The 16,846-nt window shown below is 72.9% G+C and carries 14 protein-coding genes; 6 read left to right on the forward strand and 8 right to left on the reverse strand.

Features of this window, described 5'->3' with window-relative positions; all coding sequences use genetic code 11:
• Positions 1–41: 41 nt before the first annotated feature.
• Both POL72_RS37635 and POL72_RS37640 read right to left on the reverse strand, forming a co-directional pair.
• Entirely contained in the window at positions 42–431 is a 390-nt protein-coding gene (locus POL72_RS37635) for a DUF5615 family PIN-like protein (RefSeq protein WP_272101651.1), read from the reverse strand.
• Positions 428–661 carry a DUF433 domain-containing protein gene (locus POL72_RS37640; protein ID WP_272101652.1) on the reverse strand — a complete coding sequence of 78 codons (234 nt, stop codon included), beginning with the start codon at positions 659–661 and terminating at the stop codon, positions 428–430. The genes POL72_RS37635 and POL72_RS37640 overlap by 4 nt, the downstream gene beginning before the upstream one ends.
• A 282-nt stretch (positions 662–943) precedes the next feature.
• Here POL72_RS37640 and POL72_RS37645 point away from each other — a divergent pair, with 282 nt between their 5' ends.
• The 3 genes from POL72_RS37645 to aqpZ all read left to right on the forward strand — a co-directional run bounded on the left by POL72_RS37645 (position 944) and on the right by aqpZ (position 4,475).
• Positions 944–2,860 (forward strand): GNAT family N-acetyltransferase, encoded by a 1,917-nt coding sequence (locus POL72_RS37645; RefSeq protein WP_272101653.1) that lies wholly within the window; start codon positions 944–946, stop codon positions 2,858–2,860.
• A gap of 143 nt (positions 2,861–3,003) precedes the next feature.
• Positions 3,004–3,393: a DUF4156 domain-containing protein gene (locus POL72_RS37650; protein WP_272101654.1), complete on the forward strand. Its 390-nt coding sequence runs from the start codon at positions 3,004–3,006 to the stop codon at positions 3,391–3,393.
• Positions 3,394–3,743: 350 nt separating this feature from the next.
• The gene (gene aqpZ, locus POL72_RS37655) at positions 3,744–4,475 is read left to right on the forward strand and encodes an aquaporin Z (protein WP_272101655.1); all 732 of its coding nucleotides are present in this window, start codon (positions 3,744–3,746) and stop codon (positions 4,473–4,475) included.
• Positions 4,476–4,511: 36 nt separating this feature from the next.
• Here the strand turns inward: aqpZ and POL72_RS37660 are convergent, their stop codons facing one another.
• The 3 genes from POL72_RS37660 to POL72_RS37670 are packed head-to-tail and all read right to left on the reverse strand — an operon-like array spanning position 4,512 to position 7,593.
• Positions 4,512–5,663, reverse strand: a complete 1,152-nt coding sequence (locus POL72_RS37660; RefSeq protein WP_272101656.1) for a lysylphosphatidylglycerol synthase transmembrane domain-containing protein — start codon at positions 5,661–5,663, stop codon at positions 4,512–4,514.
• On the reverse strand, positions 5,656–6,657 hold the full coding sequence (locus POL72_RS37665) for a glycosyltransferase family 2 protein (protein ID WP_272101657.1): 1,002 nt from the start codon (positions 6,655–6,657) through the stop codon (positions 5,656–5,658). The genes POL72_RS37660 and POL72_RS37665 overlap by 8 nt, the downstream gene beginning before the upstream one ends.
• Before the next feature lie 18 nt (positions 6,658–6,675).
• Positions 6,676–7,593 carry a class I SAM-dependent methyltransferase gene (locus tag POL72_RS37670; protein WP_272101658.1) on the reverse strand — a complete coding sequence of 306 codons (918 nt, stop codon included), beginning with the start codon at positions 7,591–7,593 and terminating at the stop codon, positions 6,676–6,678.
• Between the two features lie 135 nt (positions 7,594–7,728).
• Between POL72_RS37670 and POL72_RS37675 the strand changes: the two genes are divergently transcribed.
• Positions 7,729–9,657 (forward strand): DUF6798 domain-containing protein, encoded by a 1,929-nt coding sequence (locus tag POL72_RS37675; protein WP_272101659.1) that lies wholly within the window; start codon positions 7,729–7,731, stop codon positions 9,655–9,657.
• A gap of 58 nt (positions 9,658–9,715) precedes the next feature.
• Here POL72_RS37675 and POL72_RS37680 read toward each other — a convergent pair whose 3' ends face one another.
• Positions 9,716–10,507 (reverse strand): sulfite exporter TauE/SafE family protein, encoded by a 792-nt coding sequence (locus POL72_RS37680; RefSeq protein ID WP_272101660.1) that lies wholly within the window; start codon positions 10,505–10,507, stop codon positions 9,716–9,718.
• Positions 10,508–10,662: 155 nt separating this feature from the next.
• Here POL72_RS37680 and POL72_RS37685 point away from each other — a divergent pair, with 155 nt between their 5' ends.
• Complete coding sequence (locus tag POL72_RS37685) at positions 10,663–12,726, forward strand: glycoside hydrolase domain-containing protein (protein WP_272101661.1); 2,064 nt, start codon at positions 10,663–10,665, stop codon at positions 12,724–12,726.
• A 122-nt stretch (positions 12,727–12,848) separates the two neighbouring features.
• Here POL72_RS37685 and POL72_RS37690 read toward each other — a convergent pair whose 3' ends face one another.
• Positions 12,849–13,280 carry a hypothetical protein gene (locus tag POL72_RS37690; protein ID WP_272101662.1) on the reverse strand — a complete coding sequence of 144 codons (432 nt, stop codon included), beginning with the start codon at positions 13,278–13,280 and terminating at the stop codon, positions 12,849–12,851.
• 436 nt (positions 13,281–13,716) lie between these two features.
• Between POL72_RS37690 and POL72_RS37695 the strand changes: the two genes are divergently transcribed.
• Positions 13,717–15,756 carry a hypothetical protein gene (locus tag POL72_RS37695; protein ID WP_272101663.1) on the forward strand — a complete coding sequence of 680 codons (2,040 nt, stop codon included), beginning with the start codon at positions 13,717–13,719 and terminating at the stop codon, positions 15,754–15,756.
• A gap of 19 nt (positions 15,757–15,775) precedes the next feature.
• Here POL72_RS37695 and POL72_RS37700 read toward each other — a convergent pair whose 3' ends face one another.
• Entirely contained in the window at positions 15,776–16,843 is a 1,068-nt protein-coding gene (locus POL72_RS37700; RefSeq protein WP_272101664.1) for a S41 family peptidase, read from the reverse strand.
• Positions 16,844–16,846: the final 3 nt, after the last annotated feature.

Genomic DNA, 16,846 nt, shown 5'->3' on the forward strand with positions numbered 1-16,846 from the left:
ACCCGGTGCTCGGCCACAGCTGAGCGCGCTCAGGCCTCGGTCTATCGTCCTGGATCGGTCAGCGGCAATCGCCGGAGCCTGACGCGGGTAAGGTCCGCTGTCGCCGCCGCGCCCGCAAGGAGCTCTGAGCCGCACACCGCGAGCACATCCAGGATCATCCTGGCACATGCCTCTCCGTTCAGTCGTTCTACCCGCAGCCTCAACACAGAAGGGGCGTTCGCGTCAGCAAGTGCGAGCAGTGTGTGAAAATCTGCATCGAGCGTCACGACCACCTGCTTCGATTGCCGGGCCTGTTCGAGGATCTCCTCATCGAGCGCGGCCCACATCCCGATCTCGGCTACATGGATCGCGTCGACGCCGGCCGCGCGTAACCGCGCTGCCGCCGAGCGCGGAAGCCCTTGATCCAGGAGCAATCGAAAGGTCGGCGTCATGCGCTCCGGGGCAGGTCGATGACCTCATCCCCGATCATGGCGGCGGCGAAGGCCAGGGCCTGCCGGATGTCCTCGTCGTCCAGCTCCGGGTAGTCGCGTCGCAGCTCTTCGCGGTCCGGATAGGTCGCCAGCACTTCCAGCACCCGCTTCACCGTCAGGCGAAGGTCCCTGATGCACGGCTGCCCGTTCATTCGGCCAGGGTGCGCGGTGATCCGGTCAAAATTTCGCATGGTCCGAGGATCTCCCGCGAGAGGATACACCGGCCGGGACGCGCCGTCCTCGCCTGACCCGGCGGGGGCTGGCAAGCTCGGCAACCAGCGGCCAGGGGCGACGGGCGGGCCGGCGCGAGCTTTCCAGAACCCCCTCCGAGGTGGCGCGCGTCGGTTGCCTGGCCGCGCGCGTCTGCGAGGATACGGCGCCGGCAGGGGTGGGGAGCCCGGTGAGCGCCCGCGCGCGCTCGACGAGGACCGAGGGGGCGCCGAGGAGCGCTGAGCCTGCCGCTCGGAGGGCAGGTGAGCGAACGACTCGACGTTGAGGTGCTGAGCCGCCGCGAGGAGCTCGAGGCGCTGCGGGAGCCGTGGAGCGCGCTGTGGCAGCGCTGCCCGGCGGCGACGGCGTTCCAGCGGCCGGAGTGGCTGATCCCGTGGTGCCGCGCGCTCGGGCCCGAGGAGGTGCTCGCCCTGGTCTTCCGGTCGGACGAGGGGCTCGTCGGCCTCGCGCCCCTCGCGGTTCACCGCATCGGCGGCGAGCGCGTCGTCGCGCTGCTCGGCGCCGGGATCTCCGATTACAACGATGTCCTGGCCGCGTCCGGGTACGAGCGCGCGGTCGCGGACGCGGCGCTCGCTTGCCTCGAAGAGCGCGCCGACGCGTGGGACGTCGCCGATCTCCACGACCTGCGCGCGTCGTCGCCGCTGCTCCTGGCCGAGGCGCCTCCCGGCTGGTCGGACGAGGTCGAGAAGCACGAGGCGTGTCCGGCGGTGACGATCCCCGAGGGCACCGGGCCGGACGAGCTGTTTCCGCCCGGGATGCGCGCGCGCGTCGCCCGCGCGCGGAAGCGGCTCGCGCGGGCCGGCGACCTGCGCCTCGACGTGGCCGACGCGGCGAGCGTGGACGAGCTGCTCGAGGCGCTGTTCGCCAACCACAAGGCGCGCTGGCGCTCGCGCGGCGAGGGGGGCGTGCTCGACGAGGCGCTCCGGCCGTTCCACCGCGAGGCCGCGCGCGCGCTGTGCGCGCCGGGCGCGCTGCGGCTCTTCGGCCTGCGGCTCGACGGGCGGATCATCGCGTCGCTCTACGGGTTCGCCGAGCGCGGCGGGCTCGCGTCGTACATCACCGGCTTCGATCCGGAGCTCGCGTGGTACAGCCCGGGGCTCGTGATGCTCGCCAGCGCGATCGAGCACGCGGCGCGCGAGGGCGCGCGGACCGTGGACTTCCTCCGCGGCCGCGAGCCGTACAAGTACGACTGGGGCGCCGTCGACCGCTGGACGTTCCGCCGGCGGCTGCGGCGCCGGGGCGGGCGCGGGGCGGGGCGGGAGGTCGGACAGGGCGAGGGCGCGGTGCAGGCCGTCATGTCCGGCGAGGCGTCGCCGGAGGTCGGCCTGGTGCGGCTTCTCGGCGCCGCGGGGGACCTCGAGGCCGCCGCGGGCGCGATCGACGCCGCGCGGCTGGCGGCAGAAGAGGGGGAGCGGGCGGCGCGCCTCGAGGCGCTGCGCCGCTGCCTGGACGAGCGGCGCGCCGGGTGCGCGACCGTGGCGGCGATGCTGGGCGCGCACCGGGGCGCGCGCGTCGCCGGGGGGGACGCGCGGGGAGCCTGTCACTCCACCGCGCGGCTGTTCGACGAGCTCTGCGAGCGCTCGGAGGAGGCGAGCGTCGCTGCGTACTCGCTCGGCGATCCGGAGCTCCTCGAGCGGGCGACGCGGGAGGTGGTCGAGCTCCTCGAGCGGTGGGGCGCGATCGGGGAGGACCGCGCGATCCTGCAGATCGGCTGCGGGATCGGCCGCTTCGAGGCGGCGCTCGCGCCGAGGGTGCGCGAGGCGTGGGGGCTCGACGTCTCGCCGCGCATGATCGAGGCCGCGCGCCGCCGCTGCGCGGGGCGCTCGAACGTCGTGCTCGCGGTCTCGTCGGGCGTCGATCTGGGCGACGCGCCGTCGGCACGCTTCGATCTCGTGTACGCGGTCGACTCGTTCCCGTACATCGTCGCCGCGGGCCCGGAGGTCGTGGATCGGCTCGTCGCGGAGGCGCGCCGGGCGCTGCGGCCGGGCGGGGAGCTCGTCGTCCTGGGCTACTCGTACCGCGGCGACCCGGCGCGCGACGCGGCCGACGTCGCGCGGCTCGCGGCCCGCCACGGGTTCGACGTCCTCACGAGCGGCGAGCGGGTGTTCTCGCTGTGGGACGCGCGGGCGTACCGGCTGCGGAAGATCGAGCAGCGGTGAAGGGCGCTCGAACCGCGACGTCACGAGGGAGATCGACGCGAGGCCGACCGTGGAGGAGGCCTGTTGGAATCCCGCCGTCCTGGAGGTTCAGCGAGGAAGAATCGCTCGCTTGTACACGTAGCAATCGACACAAGGTGCTTGCCATGAAGACATCGATCCACGGTGCGTTCGCTCTCCTCCTGAGTTGTCTGACCCTGCCTGCCTGTGCCGCCGTCGAGCTCAGCCCGGGCGCCGAGCGGGTCATCGTCACCAAGCAGCCGGCCCCGCAGGGGTGCCGGTTCCTGGGGACGGTGATCGGAGAGCAGGGCGGCTCCCTGTCTGGAGCGTTCACCAGCAATGCGAACCTGCAGGAGGGCGCGGTCAACGACATGAAGAACAAGGCCCATGGCCTGGGCGGCAACTACGTGGTCCTGGAGAACACGAACGCCGGGACCACCATCTCCGGCGACCGAGGCAACATCTCCGGCCAGCAGACCGACGTCACCCACATGGGCAACGCGTACAGCTGCCCGCCGCAGCTCGTCGGTCTGTAAGACGCCCCGATCCCGCGAGGTCGCTGCGGCGATGGTCCGCGGCGCGAGGCTCCCGAAGGCGCCGCCGGCGGGAGCCTCGTTTCCTCTGGCCGCGCGGCCCGTCCGGCCGCCTCCGAGGAGGCGCGCTCGACCAGGAGAGCCCGCTCGAAACGGTCCGACCGCAACGCGGCGGGCCGGAGCTCATCCAATGTCGACGAAGGGCCGGTGGAGCGTCGCCTCGGCGGGGTGCCCGCCGGTCGACCGTGCGGCCTGCGCCAGCCGTCGGGATGGCTCCACGGTCGGGCGCGGCCCCCGCCGCGCCCCGATCCGCGCCGAGGGGGCCTGCCGCAGGGGGAGATGAAGAGATGGAGATGTCGTTGTCCAGGCGTACGGCCGCAGAGTTTCTCGGAACGTTCTGGCTCGTGCTCGGCGGCTGCGGGAGCGCCGTGCTCTCGGCCGCGTATCCCAGGCTGGGGATCGGCTTCCTGGGCGTGGCGATCGCGTTCGGGCTCTCCTTCCTGACGATGGCCTACGCGGTGGGCCACATCTCGGGCGCGCACTTCAACCCCGCCGTCACGCTCGGCCTGATCGCCGGCGGGCGCTTTCCCGCGCGAGACCTCCTGCCGTACGTCCTCGCCCAGATCGCCGGCGCCATCGTCGCCGCCGGGATCCTCTATGCGATCGCCAGCGGCGCCGCCGGGTTCACCGTGCACGCAGGGTTCGCGTCGAACGGCTATGGCGGGCGCTCGCCCGGCGGATACTCGCTCTTCGCGAGCCTCCTGGCCGAGATCGTCCTCACGTTCGGCTTCGTGATGGTGGTCCTCGGCGCGACCGAGCACGGCGCGCCGCGCGGGTTCGCGCCGATCGCCATCGGGCTCGCGCTCACGGTGGTTCACCTCATCGGGATCCCGGTCACGAACACGTCGGTCAACCCGGCGCGCTCCACCGGTCCTGCCCTGTTCGTCGGCGGAGGGGCGCTGTCTCAGCTGTGGCTGTTCTGGCTCGCCCCGCTCGCCGGCGGCATGCTCGCGGGCGTCCTCTATCCGGTGCTCGTGGGCCCGAGGCCGAGCCGGGCCGTCGTCACGTCGCCGCCGGTCATCTGAGGCGACCGAGAGAGGGGAGGACGCCGACGGCGGGGATCAGGCCGGCCCTGCGCCCGGCTCCCCGGCCTCGGCCTGCCGATCCCCGGCGGCGGCCAGCGCGTCCTTCGGCGAGATCCGCTCGATGAGCAGCGCCGCTCCCGCGCCCAGGAACGTCACCCCGACCTGCAGCACGTACAGCCAGAACACCGCGGCGGATCCGGGGCCGACCACGTCGCGCGGGGAGATGTACATCGACAGCCCGGCGTAGACCGAGATCTGGAACGCGCCGAAGAACCCGGGCGCGTTGGGCACGAGCACCCCGAGCGCGAGCACGCCCATCACCACGCACGCCTGGCCGAAGGTGAGCCCGGTGACGCCCGCGCCCCGGCACACCATCCAGATGCCGGCCGCATTGACGGCCCAGTACACCACCGTGACCGCCAGGAACGGGCCGGTGTAGCGGAAGCGGGGCAGGAAGCGCAGGCCGTCGGCCACGTGCTCCACGCGGTCGGCCAGCCAGACGCCGAGCCGCGGCGAGACAAGCCCGACGACCCGCTCGGTGGTGCGGCGGGCCCAGGCGCGCCGCCAGTAGAACACCCCCATGGTCACGAAGCCGGCGAAGAAGACGGCGAGCGCGGTGTACGCGGCGCCGGGGACCACCGCCGCCGAGACCTGCAGCTCGCCGATGCGGTCCGGCAGGGGGTCGAGGGGCCTCGCGATCTGCAGCGCGGCGAAGAGCAGCGCGCTCAGGTAGAGGCCGTCGAGCACCCGCTCGGCGCCCACGCTGCCCGTGGCCGCCCAGCCCGAGATGCCGCCCTGCTGGCGGATGAGCGCGGGGCGCACCAGCTCGCCCATGCGGAAGGGCAGGAGCAGGAGCGCGCCGTAGCCGATGAACGAGACGGTGAGCACCCGCCGCATCGACACCGGGCGCAGCGGCCGGAGCAGCCAGTACCAGCGCATCGCGCGCAGGGTCAGCACGAGCAGCCACACCGCGCCGTAGGCCACGGGGACCCACGCGGGCACGCGCGCGAGGTGCTCGGCCGCCGGCACGACAGGCAGGGTGCCGGCGCGCATCAGCCAGACGAAGCAGCCCGCGACGACGAGCGATCCGAGGAGCCCGAGCGCGCGGCGCCGGGCGAGGTTGCCGGCTGCCGGTGTGGCGCGCGGGGCGCGCGCGTCGCCCTCGTGGACCGGGGCCGGCTCAGCCATCGGCGCCGCTGCCCGCGCGGTCCGCGTCGGCCCGGGCCGGGGCGCCGCGGTCCTCGTGCGCGCCGCCTTGCTCCCCGGGCCGCGGGCGCCGCACAAGGAACATCGGCCGGTGCTTCACCTCGTCATAGATCACCGCCACGTAGAGCGCGATGACCCCGACGCTGGTGAGCAGGAGCCCGCCGAGGATGAGCTGGAGCAGGATCACCGTGGTGAACCCGCTGAGCGCCTCGCCGTCCAGGTAGCGCCACAGGGTCTGCGCGCCGAGCCCGGCCGCGAACACCAGGGTGCCGAAGCCCATGGCCGTGACCATCTTCAGCGGCAGCGCCGAGAAGGCGATGAGGTTGCGGATGGAGTAGCGGATGAGGCCGACCAGCGACCATTTGGTGGTGCCGTGCAGGCGCTCGGCCACGGTGAAGGGGATCTCGGTGGTCCGGAAGCCCACCCAGGTCACGAGGCCCCGGAAGAAGCGGTTGCGCTCCGCGCATTGCATGAGCGCGTCGACCACCTGGCGGTCGATCAGCTTGAAATCGGAGGCGCCCCGGAAGTCGCCCCGCGCCGCGCCGGCCATGAGCGCGTTGAACACCCAGGTCATCATCCGGTAGACGAGGCTCTCGCGCGCCCGCGTCTCCTTGACGGCGCTCACCACGTCGTAGCCCTCGGCCCAGAGCTCGACCATGCGCGCGATGAGCGAGGGCGGGTGCTGCAGGTCGGCGTCCATGAAGATGAGCGCGCGGCCCCGGGCCTCGCTCAGGCCGGCGGCCATCGCCGCCTCCTTGCCGAAGTTGCGCGCGAGCGGCACCGGGCGCACCCGCGGATCCGCCGCGGCCGCGGCCAGGAGCCGCTCCAGGGTGCGGTCGCGGGAGCCGTCGTCCACGCAGACGAGCTCGTAGCTCCGGCCGATCTTGTCGAGGTGCCCGCGCACCACCTCGAGGCTGTGCTCGATGGCCGGCTCCTCGTTGTAGACGGGGATGACGACCGAGATGTCCACGCTCACCGCCGCGCCCTCCGCCGGCTAGCCCGGCCGCCGCGCGACGACCTTCATGCCGTGGCCGCGATCGGCGAGGCGGCCGGCGAAGTACACAGCCGCCAGCACCGAGTTCACCAGCGGACCCTGCCGCATCTCCGCCGAGCGGAAATTCTCCCAGAGCAGCGGGTCGGGATCGATCGCCAGCACCTCGTAGCCGGTGTCCTCGAGCAGCGCGCGCATGGCCCGCTCGGTGAAGAAAAAGAAATGCTCGGCGTGGTAGATCTTGAGCACCGCGTCCTTGTAGCGGCCGCCGCTCAGCTGGTAGCTGAGGTCGGCCACCTTGTAGAACGGCGAGCGGAGCGTGGGCGTGCGCAGGAAGAGGGTCCCGCCTGGCCGGAGCATCTCGCGCATCGCCCGGAGCGGCGACACCACGTCGTCGAAATGCTCGATGACGTCCATCATCGTGATGGCGTCGAGCGAGCCGCGCAGCCTGTCGAGGAGCGACTCCACCGGCCCGCACAGCGCCCGGTCCTCGCCGAGCAGCGCCGCGGCCTTCCGGCAGGCGTCCTCGGAGATGTCGCAGCCGAGCGCGTCGTAGCCCGCCTCGCGGAGCTGGGCCGCGAACTGGCCGGTGGAGCAGCCCACGTCGAGCACCCGGCCCGACGGGGCGTAGCGCTTCAGCACGCCGACGCGCTCCTGGTTCTCCTTGCGGTACGCCTCGGCGCGCCGCGTGTCCTCCTCGCCGCCCATCCGCTCGTGGTACTCGGAGCGGTAGAACGCCGCGATCTTCTCGCGCGGCGCCGGCAGCCGGAAGCGCAGGCCCGAGGCGGGGCACTCGAAGATGCGCGCCTCGCTGGTGCGCACGCCCCACGACGACTCCACGCCCTCCTCGGCCTGCACGTCGAGGAAGACTCGCGCCCGCACGCCCGAGAAGGAGGGAATGGGGCAGGTGGGCGCCTCCACGGACCCAGAGGATCCGAAGGAACGGCGGCTTCGGAGCAGCTCCGCGATCACGGCCGGAACTTGGCCGAACCCGCCGCGCGCTGTCAAGACATCACGCACGCCTCGTGTCACCTGTGCTAGGGCTCGCGCCGCGAGATGGGGACCAAGATGGGGACCGGGCCCGGTGCACCCGAGGCCGACATGGCCGGGGATGACGAGATCACCGCCGGCGCAGACGGCGGGGAGAGCTCCGGCGCGGAGGGCGCAGACGGCGGGGAGAGCTCCCCGCGCGCCGCCGGGCCCGAGGCCGCCGCGCCCGCGGCCGGGCCGGCGCGGCCCTCGCCGCGGCAGAGGCTCGCGCCGCTCCTCCCCGAGCTGCCGGCCGCGCTCATCGCGCTCGTCATCTCCGTCTGCTTCGGGCTGAGCTACGGCGTCAATTACGGCGCCAGCAACCAGACGGCGTACATGCTGGGCGCCCTCCGGCTGCTCGACCCCAGCGTGCTCACGAAGGACTGGTACGCGACCGGCCCGGCCAACTACCACCCGGCCTTCTCCTACGTGGGCTGGCTGCTGCTCGCCATCGACCGCGGCGGCGCGGCGGTGGGCTGGGGCCTCGTGGTCACCGCGACGCTCGGCGCCCTGTGCGTGTACTGGCTCGCGGCCGAGCTGCTGAAGGACCGGCGCCTCGCGCTGGCCACCTTCCTGCTGGTGATGGCGATCGCCTTCGTCACCCGCACCGACAGCGTCGCGTCCAGCTACATCTTCGATTTCATCCTGCAGCCCTCCACCCTGGGCAGCCTCTTCCTCCTCGCGGCGCTGCCTCCCCTCGTGGCAGGTCGCACCCTGCTCTCGGGCGTGTTCCTCGGTCTGAGCGGGCTGTTCCACGCCAATTACCTCGTCCTCGGGATCGGCACCTTCGGCCTCGCCCAGCTCCTGCTCGGCTGGAGGGACGGCTGGAAGGGTCTGGCGCGGCGCATCGCCATGCAGGTCGGGCCGGCCATCGCGGTGTTCCTGCTCCTCTCCCCGCTCATCCTCCGCTCGGTGCGCTCGCCGGACGCGGCGTTCGCGCAGGAGATCCTCTTCAACATCCGCTCGCCGCACCACTACGCGCCCAGGACTTACAAGGGTAATTTCTTCCCGGTGGCGGCGTGGCAGATGTTCGGCCTCGGCGCCGGCGGGTGGCTCTTGCGCGGCCGGGAGGGGCGCGGGCGCCGCCTCGGCGCGGTGGTGCTCGCGATGGCGATCGTCATCTGGACCGGGACGCTGCTCACCACCTGGGTGCAGATCCCGCGCGTCGCGCAGCTCTTCGTGTGGCGCTTCGCGCCGTTCCTCGACCTCCTCATGCAGCTGCTCGCCTGCGCGGCCTCGGCGAGCATCGCGGCCCGCCCCTCCCTCTTCCGGCGCATCCCGTCCGCGGGCCTCGCGCTGACGCTGGGCGGCTTCGTCGCCCTGGCCATGTTCGACAAGGAGGGGGATCTGGCGCCGCCGCTCCTGCTGGCCCTCGCGCCCGGCGCCGCGGGCGCCCTCGTCGGCGCGGCGGCGTCGCTGCTCGAGCGCCGGGGCGTCGGTCTCGCCCCGGCGCGCGCATTTCTGTTGCGCTTCGGCGCTTATGCGCTCGTCGCCTACGCGGCGTTCGCCTGCCTCCGCTTCGGCGTGCCCAAGGTGAGGGGCTACGAGGAGCGGTCCAACGTGATCAAGGGCATGCGCGGGCCCGAGGCCGATATGTACGCCTGGATCCGCGCCAACACCCCGAAGGACGCGGTGTTCCTCACGCCGCCGCAGCTGGAGCGCTTCCGGCTCCTCGGCGAGCGCGCCATCGTGGTCGACTGGAAGGGCAGCGCCTACGTGCCCAGCGAGCTGGTGGAATGGTACCGGCGGCTGGAGGACGTCTCCGGGCGCAAGGGCTTCCGGCGCTCGGACGACCTGGCCGACGGCTACGGGGATCTCGACGCCGCCCGGCTCGACCCGCTGCAGAAGAAATACAAGTTCGATTACGTGGTGGTGGGCCGCGGCCGGCAGAGGGATCTGCCCGGCAAGGTCGTCTATCAGAATTCGCGCTTCGTGATCCTCGACCTCGCCGGCTGAGGCGTGATCGGGACTTGATCGGAACTTGAAGCTCGCCGCGGGTCGCGTAGCGCCTGGGCTACGCGCCGAACCGGTCCCACGCGAGCTTGACCGTGAGCGTGAGGCCGAGCGCGACGACGAACCACCGCACCTTCCTTGGCTCGATGCGGCGGGCGACCACGGCGCCGGCGAGCGAGCCGATCACCGCCGCCGCCATCATGATCGGCGTGGCGACCGCGTCGACCGCGCCCGCGAGCAGGAACGCGAGCGCCGCCACGCCGTTGATCAGGCTCGCGAGCACCGTCTTGATCCCGTTCAGCCGGTGGATGTCCACGTCGCCCGCGAACGAGGAGAGCAGCGCCAGCATCATGATGCCGATGCCCGCGCCGAAGTAGCCGCCGTAGACGCTCACGAGGAACTGGAGCAGGAACACGACCCACGGCCGGGAGGGCAGCGCGAAGCGCTCCGCGCCGGGGTCCGCGCCGTCCTTCGCGGAGGGCTTCGCCGGGCGCAGGTTCTGCCAGAGCAGGAGCAGCGTCGCGACGAGCACGAGGCCCGGCACCGCGGCGTCGAACACGCGCTGCGGGGTCACGAGCAGGAGCGCCGAGCCCACGACGCCGCCGAGCAGCGACGGCAGGAACAGGACGCCGAGGACCCGGTAGTCCCGGGAGAGCTCCCGGCGGTACGCCCACGCCGACGCGAGCGACGCCGGCGTGAGCGCCACGGCGTTCGTCGCGTTCGCGGCGAGCGGGGGCAGCCCCGCCGCGATCGCAGCGGGGAACGACACAAGCGTGCCGCCCCCGGCCACCGCGTTGATGGCGCCGGCCACGGCGGCGCCGCCGGCGAGGAGTGCCGCTCTGGTCAGATCCACGGCGCGAGATCGCCCGAGCCCCGCCGGCCTGTCAACCGCCGCGCCGCCGCCTGCGCGCCGCCGGCCGCGCCGCGCTTGAGCGGGCGGGCGCGGCGCCCCTAGGATGGCGTCGCGGCCGACACCGGCGGTCGCTCCTCCTCGAAGAGCCGAGCGACATGCCGCGATCCTTCCCGCACCTCCCCGCCGCGCTGCTCTCCGCCATGGCGTGCGGCGCGCTCGCTCCAGCGGCCGCCGGCGAGGGGCAGCCCGAGCGCGCGCGCGTCTGGGTGGCCGACGACGGCACGCGCGTCCGCCGGGAGGACGTCGGCCTGCCGCTCTCGCGCGGCGAAGGAAACGCGGTCTTCCGGCCCGGCGAGCCGATCCGGCTCGGCGCGCTCCGCGCGGAGGTCGTCGCCTTCCAGATCGTCGTCGAGGCCGGCGCCGAGCCCGTGCGCGGCGTCACGGTCGAGCTCTCCGCGCTCGGCCCCGCGGCCGGCCCGGGCGCGCCGGCCAAGGCGCCGCAGGCGCTGCAGCAGCCCGCGCAGGGGCAGGGAACGGCGCCCGCGGGGGCGATCTCGATCCGCCGCTTCGTCGAGCACTACGTCGAGATCACCCGGCGCTCGCGCAACGAGCAGCGCCCCCGGGAGTCGCTCGGGTGGAGCCCCGCGGCGCGGCCGCCCGACGACCTGCACCTCGGGTTCCTCCCCGACGCGCTCATCCCGGTCGAGCTCGCGCCCCCCTGGGCGCCGTACCCGTTCGAGGTCGGCGCGCGCGAGACCCGGGCGGTCTGGATCGATCTCCACGTCCCGGAGGGCGCCATCCCCGGCGCTTACGAGGGGAGGGTGGTGGTCGGATCGGCGTCGCACGGCGAGCTCGCGTCGCTCGATCTGAGGCTCGACGTCGCCCCGGCGACGCTGCCGTACGGCGCGGTCGACTTCATCGCGTTCTACGACGTCGACGAGGTCGCCGCGCGGGTCGGCGACGGGCCCGCCGTCGAGCAGCAGCTCTGGCAGCTGCTGCACGAGCACCACGTCGACGGCTTCGCGTCGGTCCAGAGCCCCGCCGAGGTCGAGCGGCTGCGCGCGGCGATCGACGGCTCGCTCTTCACGGAGGCCCACGGCTACCGGGGGCCGGGCGCGGGCGTGCCGCCCGCGGCGGTGGCGCTCGGCGCCTATGGCGGCTTCGGCGATCCCGGTGAAGCGGCCCTCCACCGCGTCGAGGCGGTCGCGGATCTCCTCCCGCCGGCGGTGGACGACGTGATGCTCTACGCGATCGACGAGCAGTGCGAGAGCCCCCGCGGGCCCGGCTGGCGCAGGCTGATCCGCGGCTCGCGCCTGTCGTCGCGCGTCCTCGTGGGGCACTCGTGCGGCGAGGTCCCTCCGGTGGAGCAGGACGTCGACCTCGTGCTCACGCCGGCGAACCGCTTCGACTCCACGTGGGCGCGGGCCGCGCGCGAGGCGGGCAAGCGGCTCTGGGTGTACAACGGCGCGCTGCCGCGGACCGGCACGTTCATGATCGACGCGCCGCTCACCGGGCTCATGGCCGACGGCTGGATCGCGGCCTCCCACGAGGTGGACCGCTGGTTCCTGTGGGAGACGGCGTTCTGGCACGACGGCAACCGCGGCGGCCGAGGGCCCATCGACCCGTTCACGGTCGCCGAGAACTTCCACAACCGCGACGGCGACGCGTGCCTCGGCGACGGCATGCTGCTCTATCCCGGGACGCAGCGGGGCGCGTTCTCCTCCCGATCCGTCGGCTTTCCCGGCGTGCTCCCCTCGATGCGCCTGAAGAGCCTTCGCCGCGGGATCCAGGACGCCGGCTACATCGCGCTCGCGAGGTCGGCGTCGCCCGGCGCGGTGGACGCGATCGTCAAGGAGGTGATCCCGGCCGCGCTCGACGAGGCGCTCGACAGCGCCCCCGCCGCGTGGAGCGCCGACGGCGCCCCCTTCTTCAGGGCGCGCTCCGCGCTGCGCGCCTTGATCCCGGCCGGCGCCTCGCTCGACGCCGCCGGCGCCCGCCGCGCGCTCGCCGAGGCGGCGGCGGCGCGCCGCGCGCTCGTCCCGCTCCCCCGCGCGGGCGGCGAGGCAGACGGCGCGGGACAGGCCAGCCCCTGGCCGCTCGGCCGGTGGAGCACGACGGCGCGGCTCATCGCCGCCGCCGCGCTGGGCGCCGCCGTGCTCGCGCTGGCCATCGGGCTCTACCGCCGTGGGAAGCCAGGGCGGGGGGCCGAGGGGCGCTGACCGGCGTACGCCTCACTCGCCTGCCTGGCGGCTGAGTCCGTATCCCACGAATCTGCACCCCGCTCTGATTGTGAAGAGGTTCTATCGCCGGCGGGCCGAGCAGCGTTTTGGGCTCGTCGAACTCAGGATGACTGCTGGATGATGAGCTGCTGCGTCGCCCTGCGCTCGCCCACGACGGCGACCACCGTCTCGGAGGCGAACCCCGCCGCGCCCTGCGACGTGCGGCGGATCGTGCCGAGCAGCGCGAGCCAGCCGATCTGGCTGCTCGAAAGGGCGCGCTCGCTGATTCCGTCCATGCGGACCAGCGCCTTGCGCGCGACCCGGAACACGCTGCGATCGACCCCCTCGATCAGGTCGAGCGTGGCGCCGAGCCGCTCCTGCGTCTCGACGCGCACGTCCTCGAGGAAGCCGAACCCCGCGCGCACGATCTCCTCGACGACGCCCAGGCTGCCATCAACCCAGGTGTAGATCAGGCCCTCTTGCGGAATGCTGAGCTTCGCGCGATCAGAACCATTGCTGCCGGACGCGGCCTGGCCGGAGATGCTCTCGTTCATCTCGAACCCCCTTCCTCAAAATGGCTCGCAGGCCATTCGCCTGCTGCGAACCCACTATCAACAACCGAGTTCTCGGATGGGTTATCACAGCGCAACAATGGCGTGAACTCTTTCTTTGTCACCCCGTCATCGCGATCGCGCCCTCTGGCGCTCTGGTTGGTTGCGTCCGTTGCGTCCGTTGCCTCTTGCGTCCGTTCCCGGAGCCAGACGTGCCGCGCGGCGTGAGGCCGTGGCGACGGCCTTCCAGGCGTCCTGCCGAATCCGCTCTGCCTCGGTAAATTCGCCGAAAACACGCGATAAATGGCCAGCGCGTCGGAGACGTAAGCTGGCGGCCACCGGAAGATCCTTGGTCCTTGGCAGGCGCGCCGCGGCTGGGTACGGTCCCGCGGTGCCCACGAGGCCCACGAAGATCGAGCGATTTCTGAGGGGAACCACCTTGTCCACGCTGCTTGCCGCCTCCTGCGTCTCCGGCGCACCGCACGGCGAGGCGCCCTCCGCGCCGCCACCCGCCGAGCTCCTGGCCTTCGATTTGCGAGAAGGCCTGATAGACAACCACTTCTTCCGTCGTGGTCATATCGCCGCCCATCTCTTGACGACCTCGGGTGGTTCGCCGCGGCTCATCGTCGCTTTTCCGGCGGGCAACATGGGAATCGCTGTGTGGTTCGATTCTCTGCCCGCGCCGGTCGATCTCTCGGTGGAGGGGGACGTCGCTGGCGTGGAGCGCGTAGAGCGCGTGGATCGCGTGGAGCGGCCCGGCGTCATGCGCGGCGTGTCGGCGCTCCTCGCGAGCGCGGCGCCGGCGCTGCGTGTCCATCGGGTGCTCCTCGGGAGCGTCCGTACGCTCCGCGACGTGGGGCGTGACGCCGAGGTTCCGGCCTGGCTACGGAACGACGTCGAGGCGTTCGCCTCGCCGCGGGGCGCGGCGATCGCCGTGCGGCGCACCACGCTGGACGGCGAGCACCACCTCGAATTGCTCATCGAGCCGCAGGACGGCACGACGGCCGCGCTCGGGGACGACGGCCGGATCGAGCTGACGGCGGGGCCGAGCGGCCTCCGTGTCCGGGTGACGGCGCTCTCGGACGAGGCGCCGCTCACGCCGGTGCCCCTCGAGGAGCTCGTGACGGAGCGCGCCAGCGACGATCTGCGCCACCGCCAGGCGCTCGGCTTCCTCGCGTACCGGGAGAAGCTGCTGGCCGGGTCCTGGCGTTTCCTCACGTACTTCGGCCGGGACACGTTGCTCGCGGTGAGGATGCTCCTGCCCGTCCTCGAGCCGGCGGTGGTCGAGGCGGGCATCGGCTCGGTCCTCGATCGGCTGAGCCTGGCCGGCGAGGTCGCGCACGAGGAGGCGATCGGCGAGTACGCCGCGCTCATGCACCTCGATTCGCGCATCCCCGGGCCGCTGCGCGAGCCCATCTACGATTACAAGATGATCGACGGCGACTTCCTCCTCGCGCCGGTCGCCGCCGAGTACCTCCTCGGCACCGCGGCCGGCCGGGAGCGCGCGGCGGAGTTCCTGTCGCGCAGGACGCCGCGGGGCGACACGTACGCGGAGGCGCTCGCGCGGAACGTGTCGCTCGTGCTCCACCTCGCCGCCCCGTTCGCCGAGACACGGGATCCGATGAAGCTGGTCGGGCTCAAGGCGGGCACGAAGGTCGGCGAGTGGCGTGACAGCGAGCAAGGCCTCGCGGGCGGCCGGATCCCCTACGACGTGAACGCCGCGCTGGTTCCGGCCGCGCTCCGCGCGTCGGCGCGGCTGCTCGCGAGCCCGCTGCTCGGCGCGGACGCGGAGCGCGCCGGCCGGGCGGAGCGGCTCGCGCGCGCGTGGAAGGACGCCGGCGTGTTCTTCCATGTGGAGCTGCCGGAGGACGAGGCCAGGCGCCGCGTGTCGTCCTATGCGGAGTCGCTGGGCCTGGACGCGGCGCCGGCGCTCGCGTCGCTCTCGGGGCCGCTCTCGTTTCCTGCCGTCGCGCTCGACGGCGAGGGCAAGCCGATCCCCATCATGCACTCCGACGACAGCTTCGTCATGCTGTTCACGGACCCGCCGCCCGCTGCGCTGGAGGAGATCGCGGGCCGCCTGATCCGCCCGTTCCCGGCCGGCCTGCGGACGCCGGTGGGGATCCTCGTCGCGAACCCCGCGTTCGCGCAGGATCCGGCGCTCTGGAGGGAGTTCACCGCGGCCCACTACCACGGGACGGTCACCTGGTCGTGGCAGCAGGCGATGCTCGCCGCGGGCCTCGAGCGGCAGCTCGGCCGCGGCGATCTGCCGGCCCGCGCGCGGGGCGCGCTGGAGCGGGCGCGGAGCGCGCTCTGGGAGGTCATCGCGGCGACGCGCGAGGCGAGCACCCGGGAGCTCTGGAGCTGGGCCTTCGAGGGCGGCTGTTACAAGCTGGTGCCCTTCGGCGCGGAGCGATTGCACCACGACGAGTCGAATGCGGTGCAGCTCTGGAGCACCGTGTACCTCGCGGTACGCCCCTGAGCCGAGCGGCGCCTCGCCCTCAGGCCTTCGCGCCGGCGATCAAGTCCATCAGCGATCGCCGCTCCCCGCCTCGATCGGGCCCTTCATTCCCCCCCAGCTCGACGTCCGGCCGGATCCCCGTCCCGTGGATCGGCTCTCCGCCCGGCAGGACCATCCTCGCGGCCGGCGCGAGCACCGGCGCGCGATCCTCCGGATCCGCCGCGACCTTCAGCGCCGTCCCCTTTCCGTACGTGCGCTCGCCCGCCACCACCGCCCTCCCGTGCCACTGGAGGCAGCCGGCGAAGAGCTCCGCCGCCGACGCCGTCCCGCCATTCACCAGGATCCACAGCGGCACACGGCACGGATCGCGGTGGCTCGACCGGTACGCGATCTCGTCGCCGTCCGCGTCGATCGCCCTCCCGAGGACGCTCCCCGGCTCCAGGAAGTCGCCCGCGAGCTCGAGAAAGGCCGTCAGCTCCCCACCGGGGTTGTCCCGCAGATCCAGCACGAGCGTCTCCAGCCCTTCGGCCTCGAGCGCCCTCACCGCCGTGTGGACCCGGGCGGGCACGTCCAGCGAGAAGGTGCGGATCTTCACGTACCCGACCCCCGGCTCGAGCTGGACGCTCTCGACGGGCGACGCGCCGCCGCACGGGTGGAGCGACGCGACCAGCGCGTCCAGATCGGCCAGCATCGGGGCGCCGGCGGGCCGCTCGCCCCCGGCGGTGCCCGCGTTGTACGTGATGAAGACGTTGGTCACGCTCGGCAACACCTGGACGCCGATGAAGCAGTTGTAATTGTTGCCGGACCTCGGAGAGAGCAGCGATGTGGCGGGGGCATAGTTGACGAAGACCCGCACGTTGCCGAACGTGTACTGGCCTGTTCCCATGAAGGTCCAGTGCAGCGTGCCCAGCCAGTCGCCCATCGTGAGGATCGCGCGCGCCAGGAGGCTCAGCGCAGGCCCCATCGAGAACCACACGTTGAACGAGAACGGGAATTTCACCGCGTTCGGGTCGAAATTGGGGAACGGGAACGGGCCGAACGCAGGCGACAGGCACACGTCGGGGTAGCCGGCGCTCATGCCGGTACACTTGTTGTTTGCAGGGAGCATCGC

The organism is Sorangium aterium (assembly GCF_028368935.1).
GTDB lineage: Bacteria > Myxococcota_A > Polyangia > Polyangiales > Polyangiaceae > Sorangium > Sorangium atrum.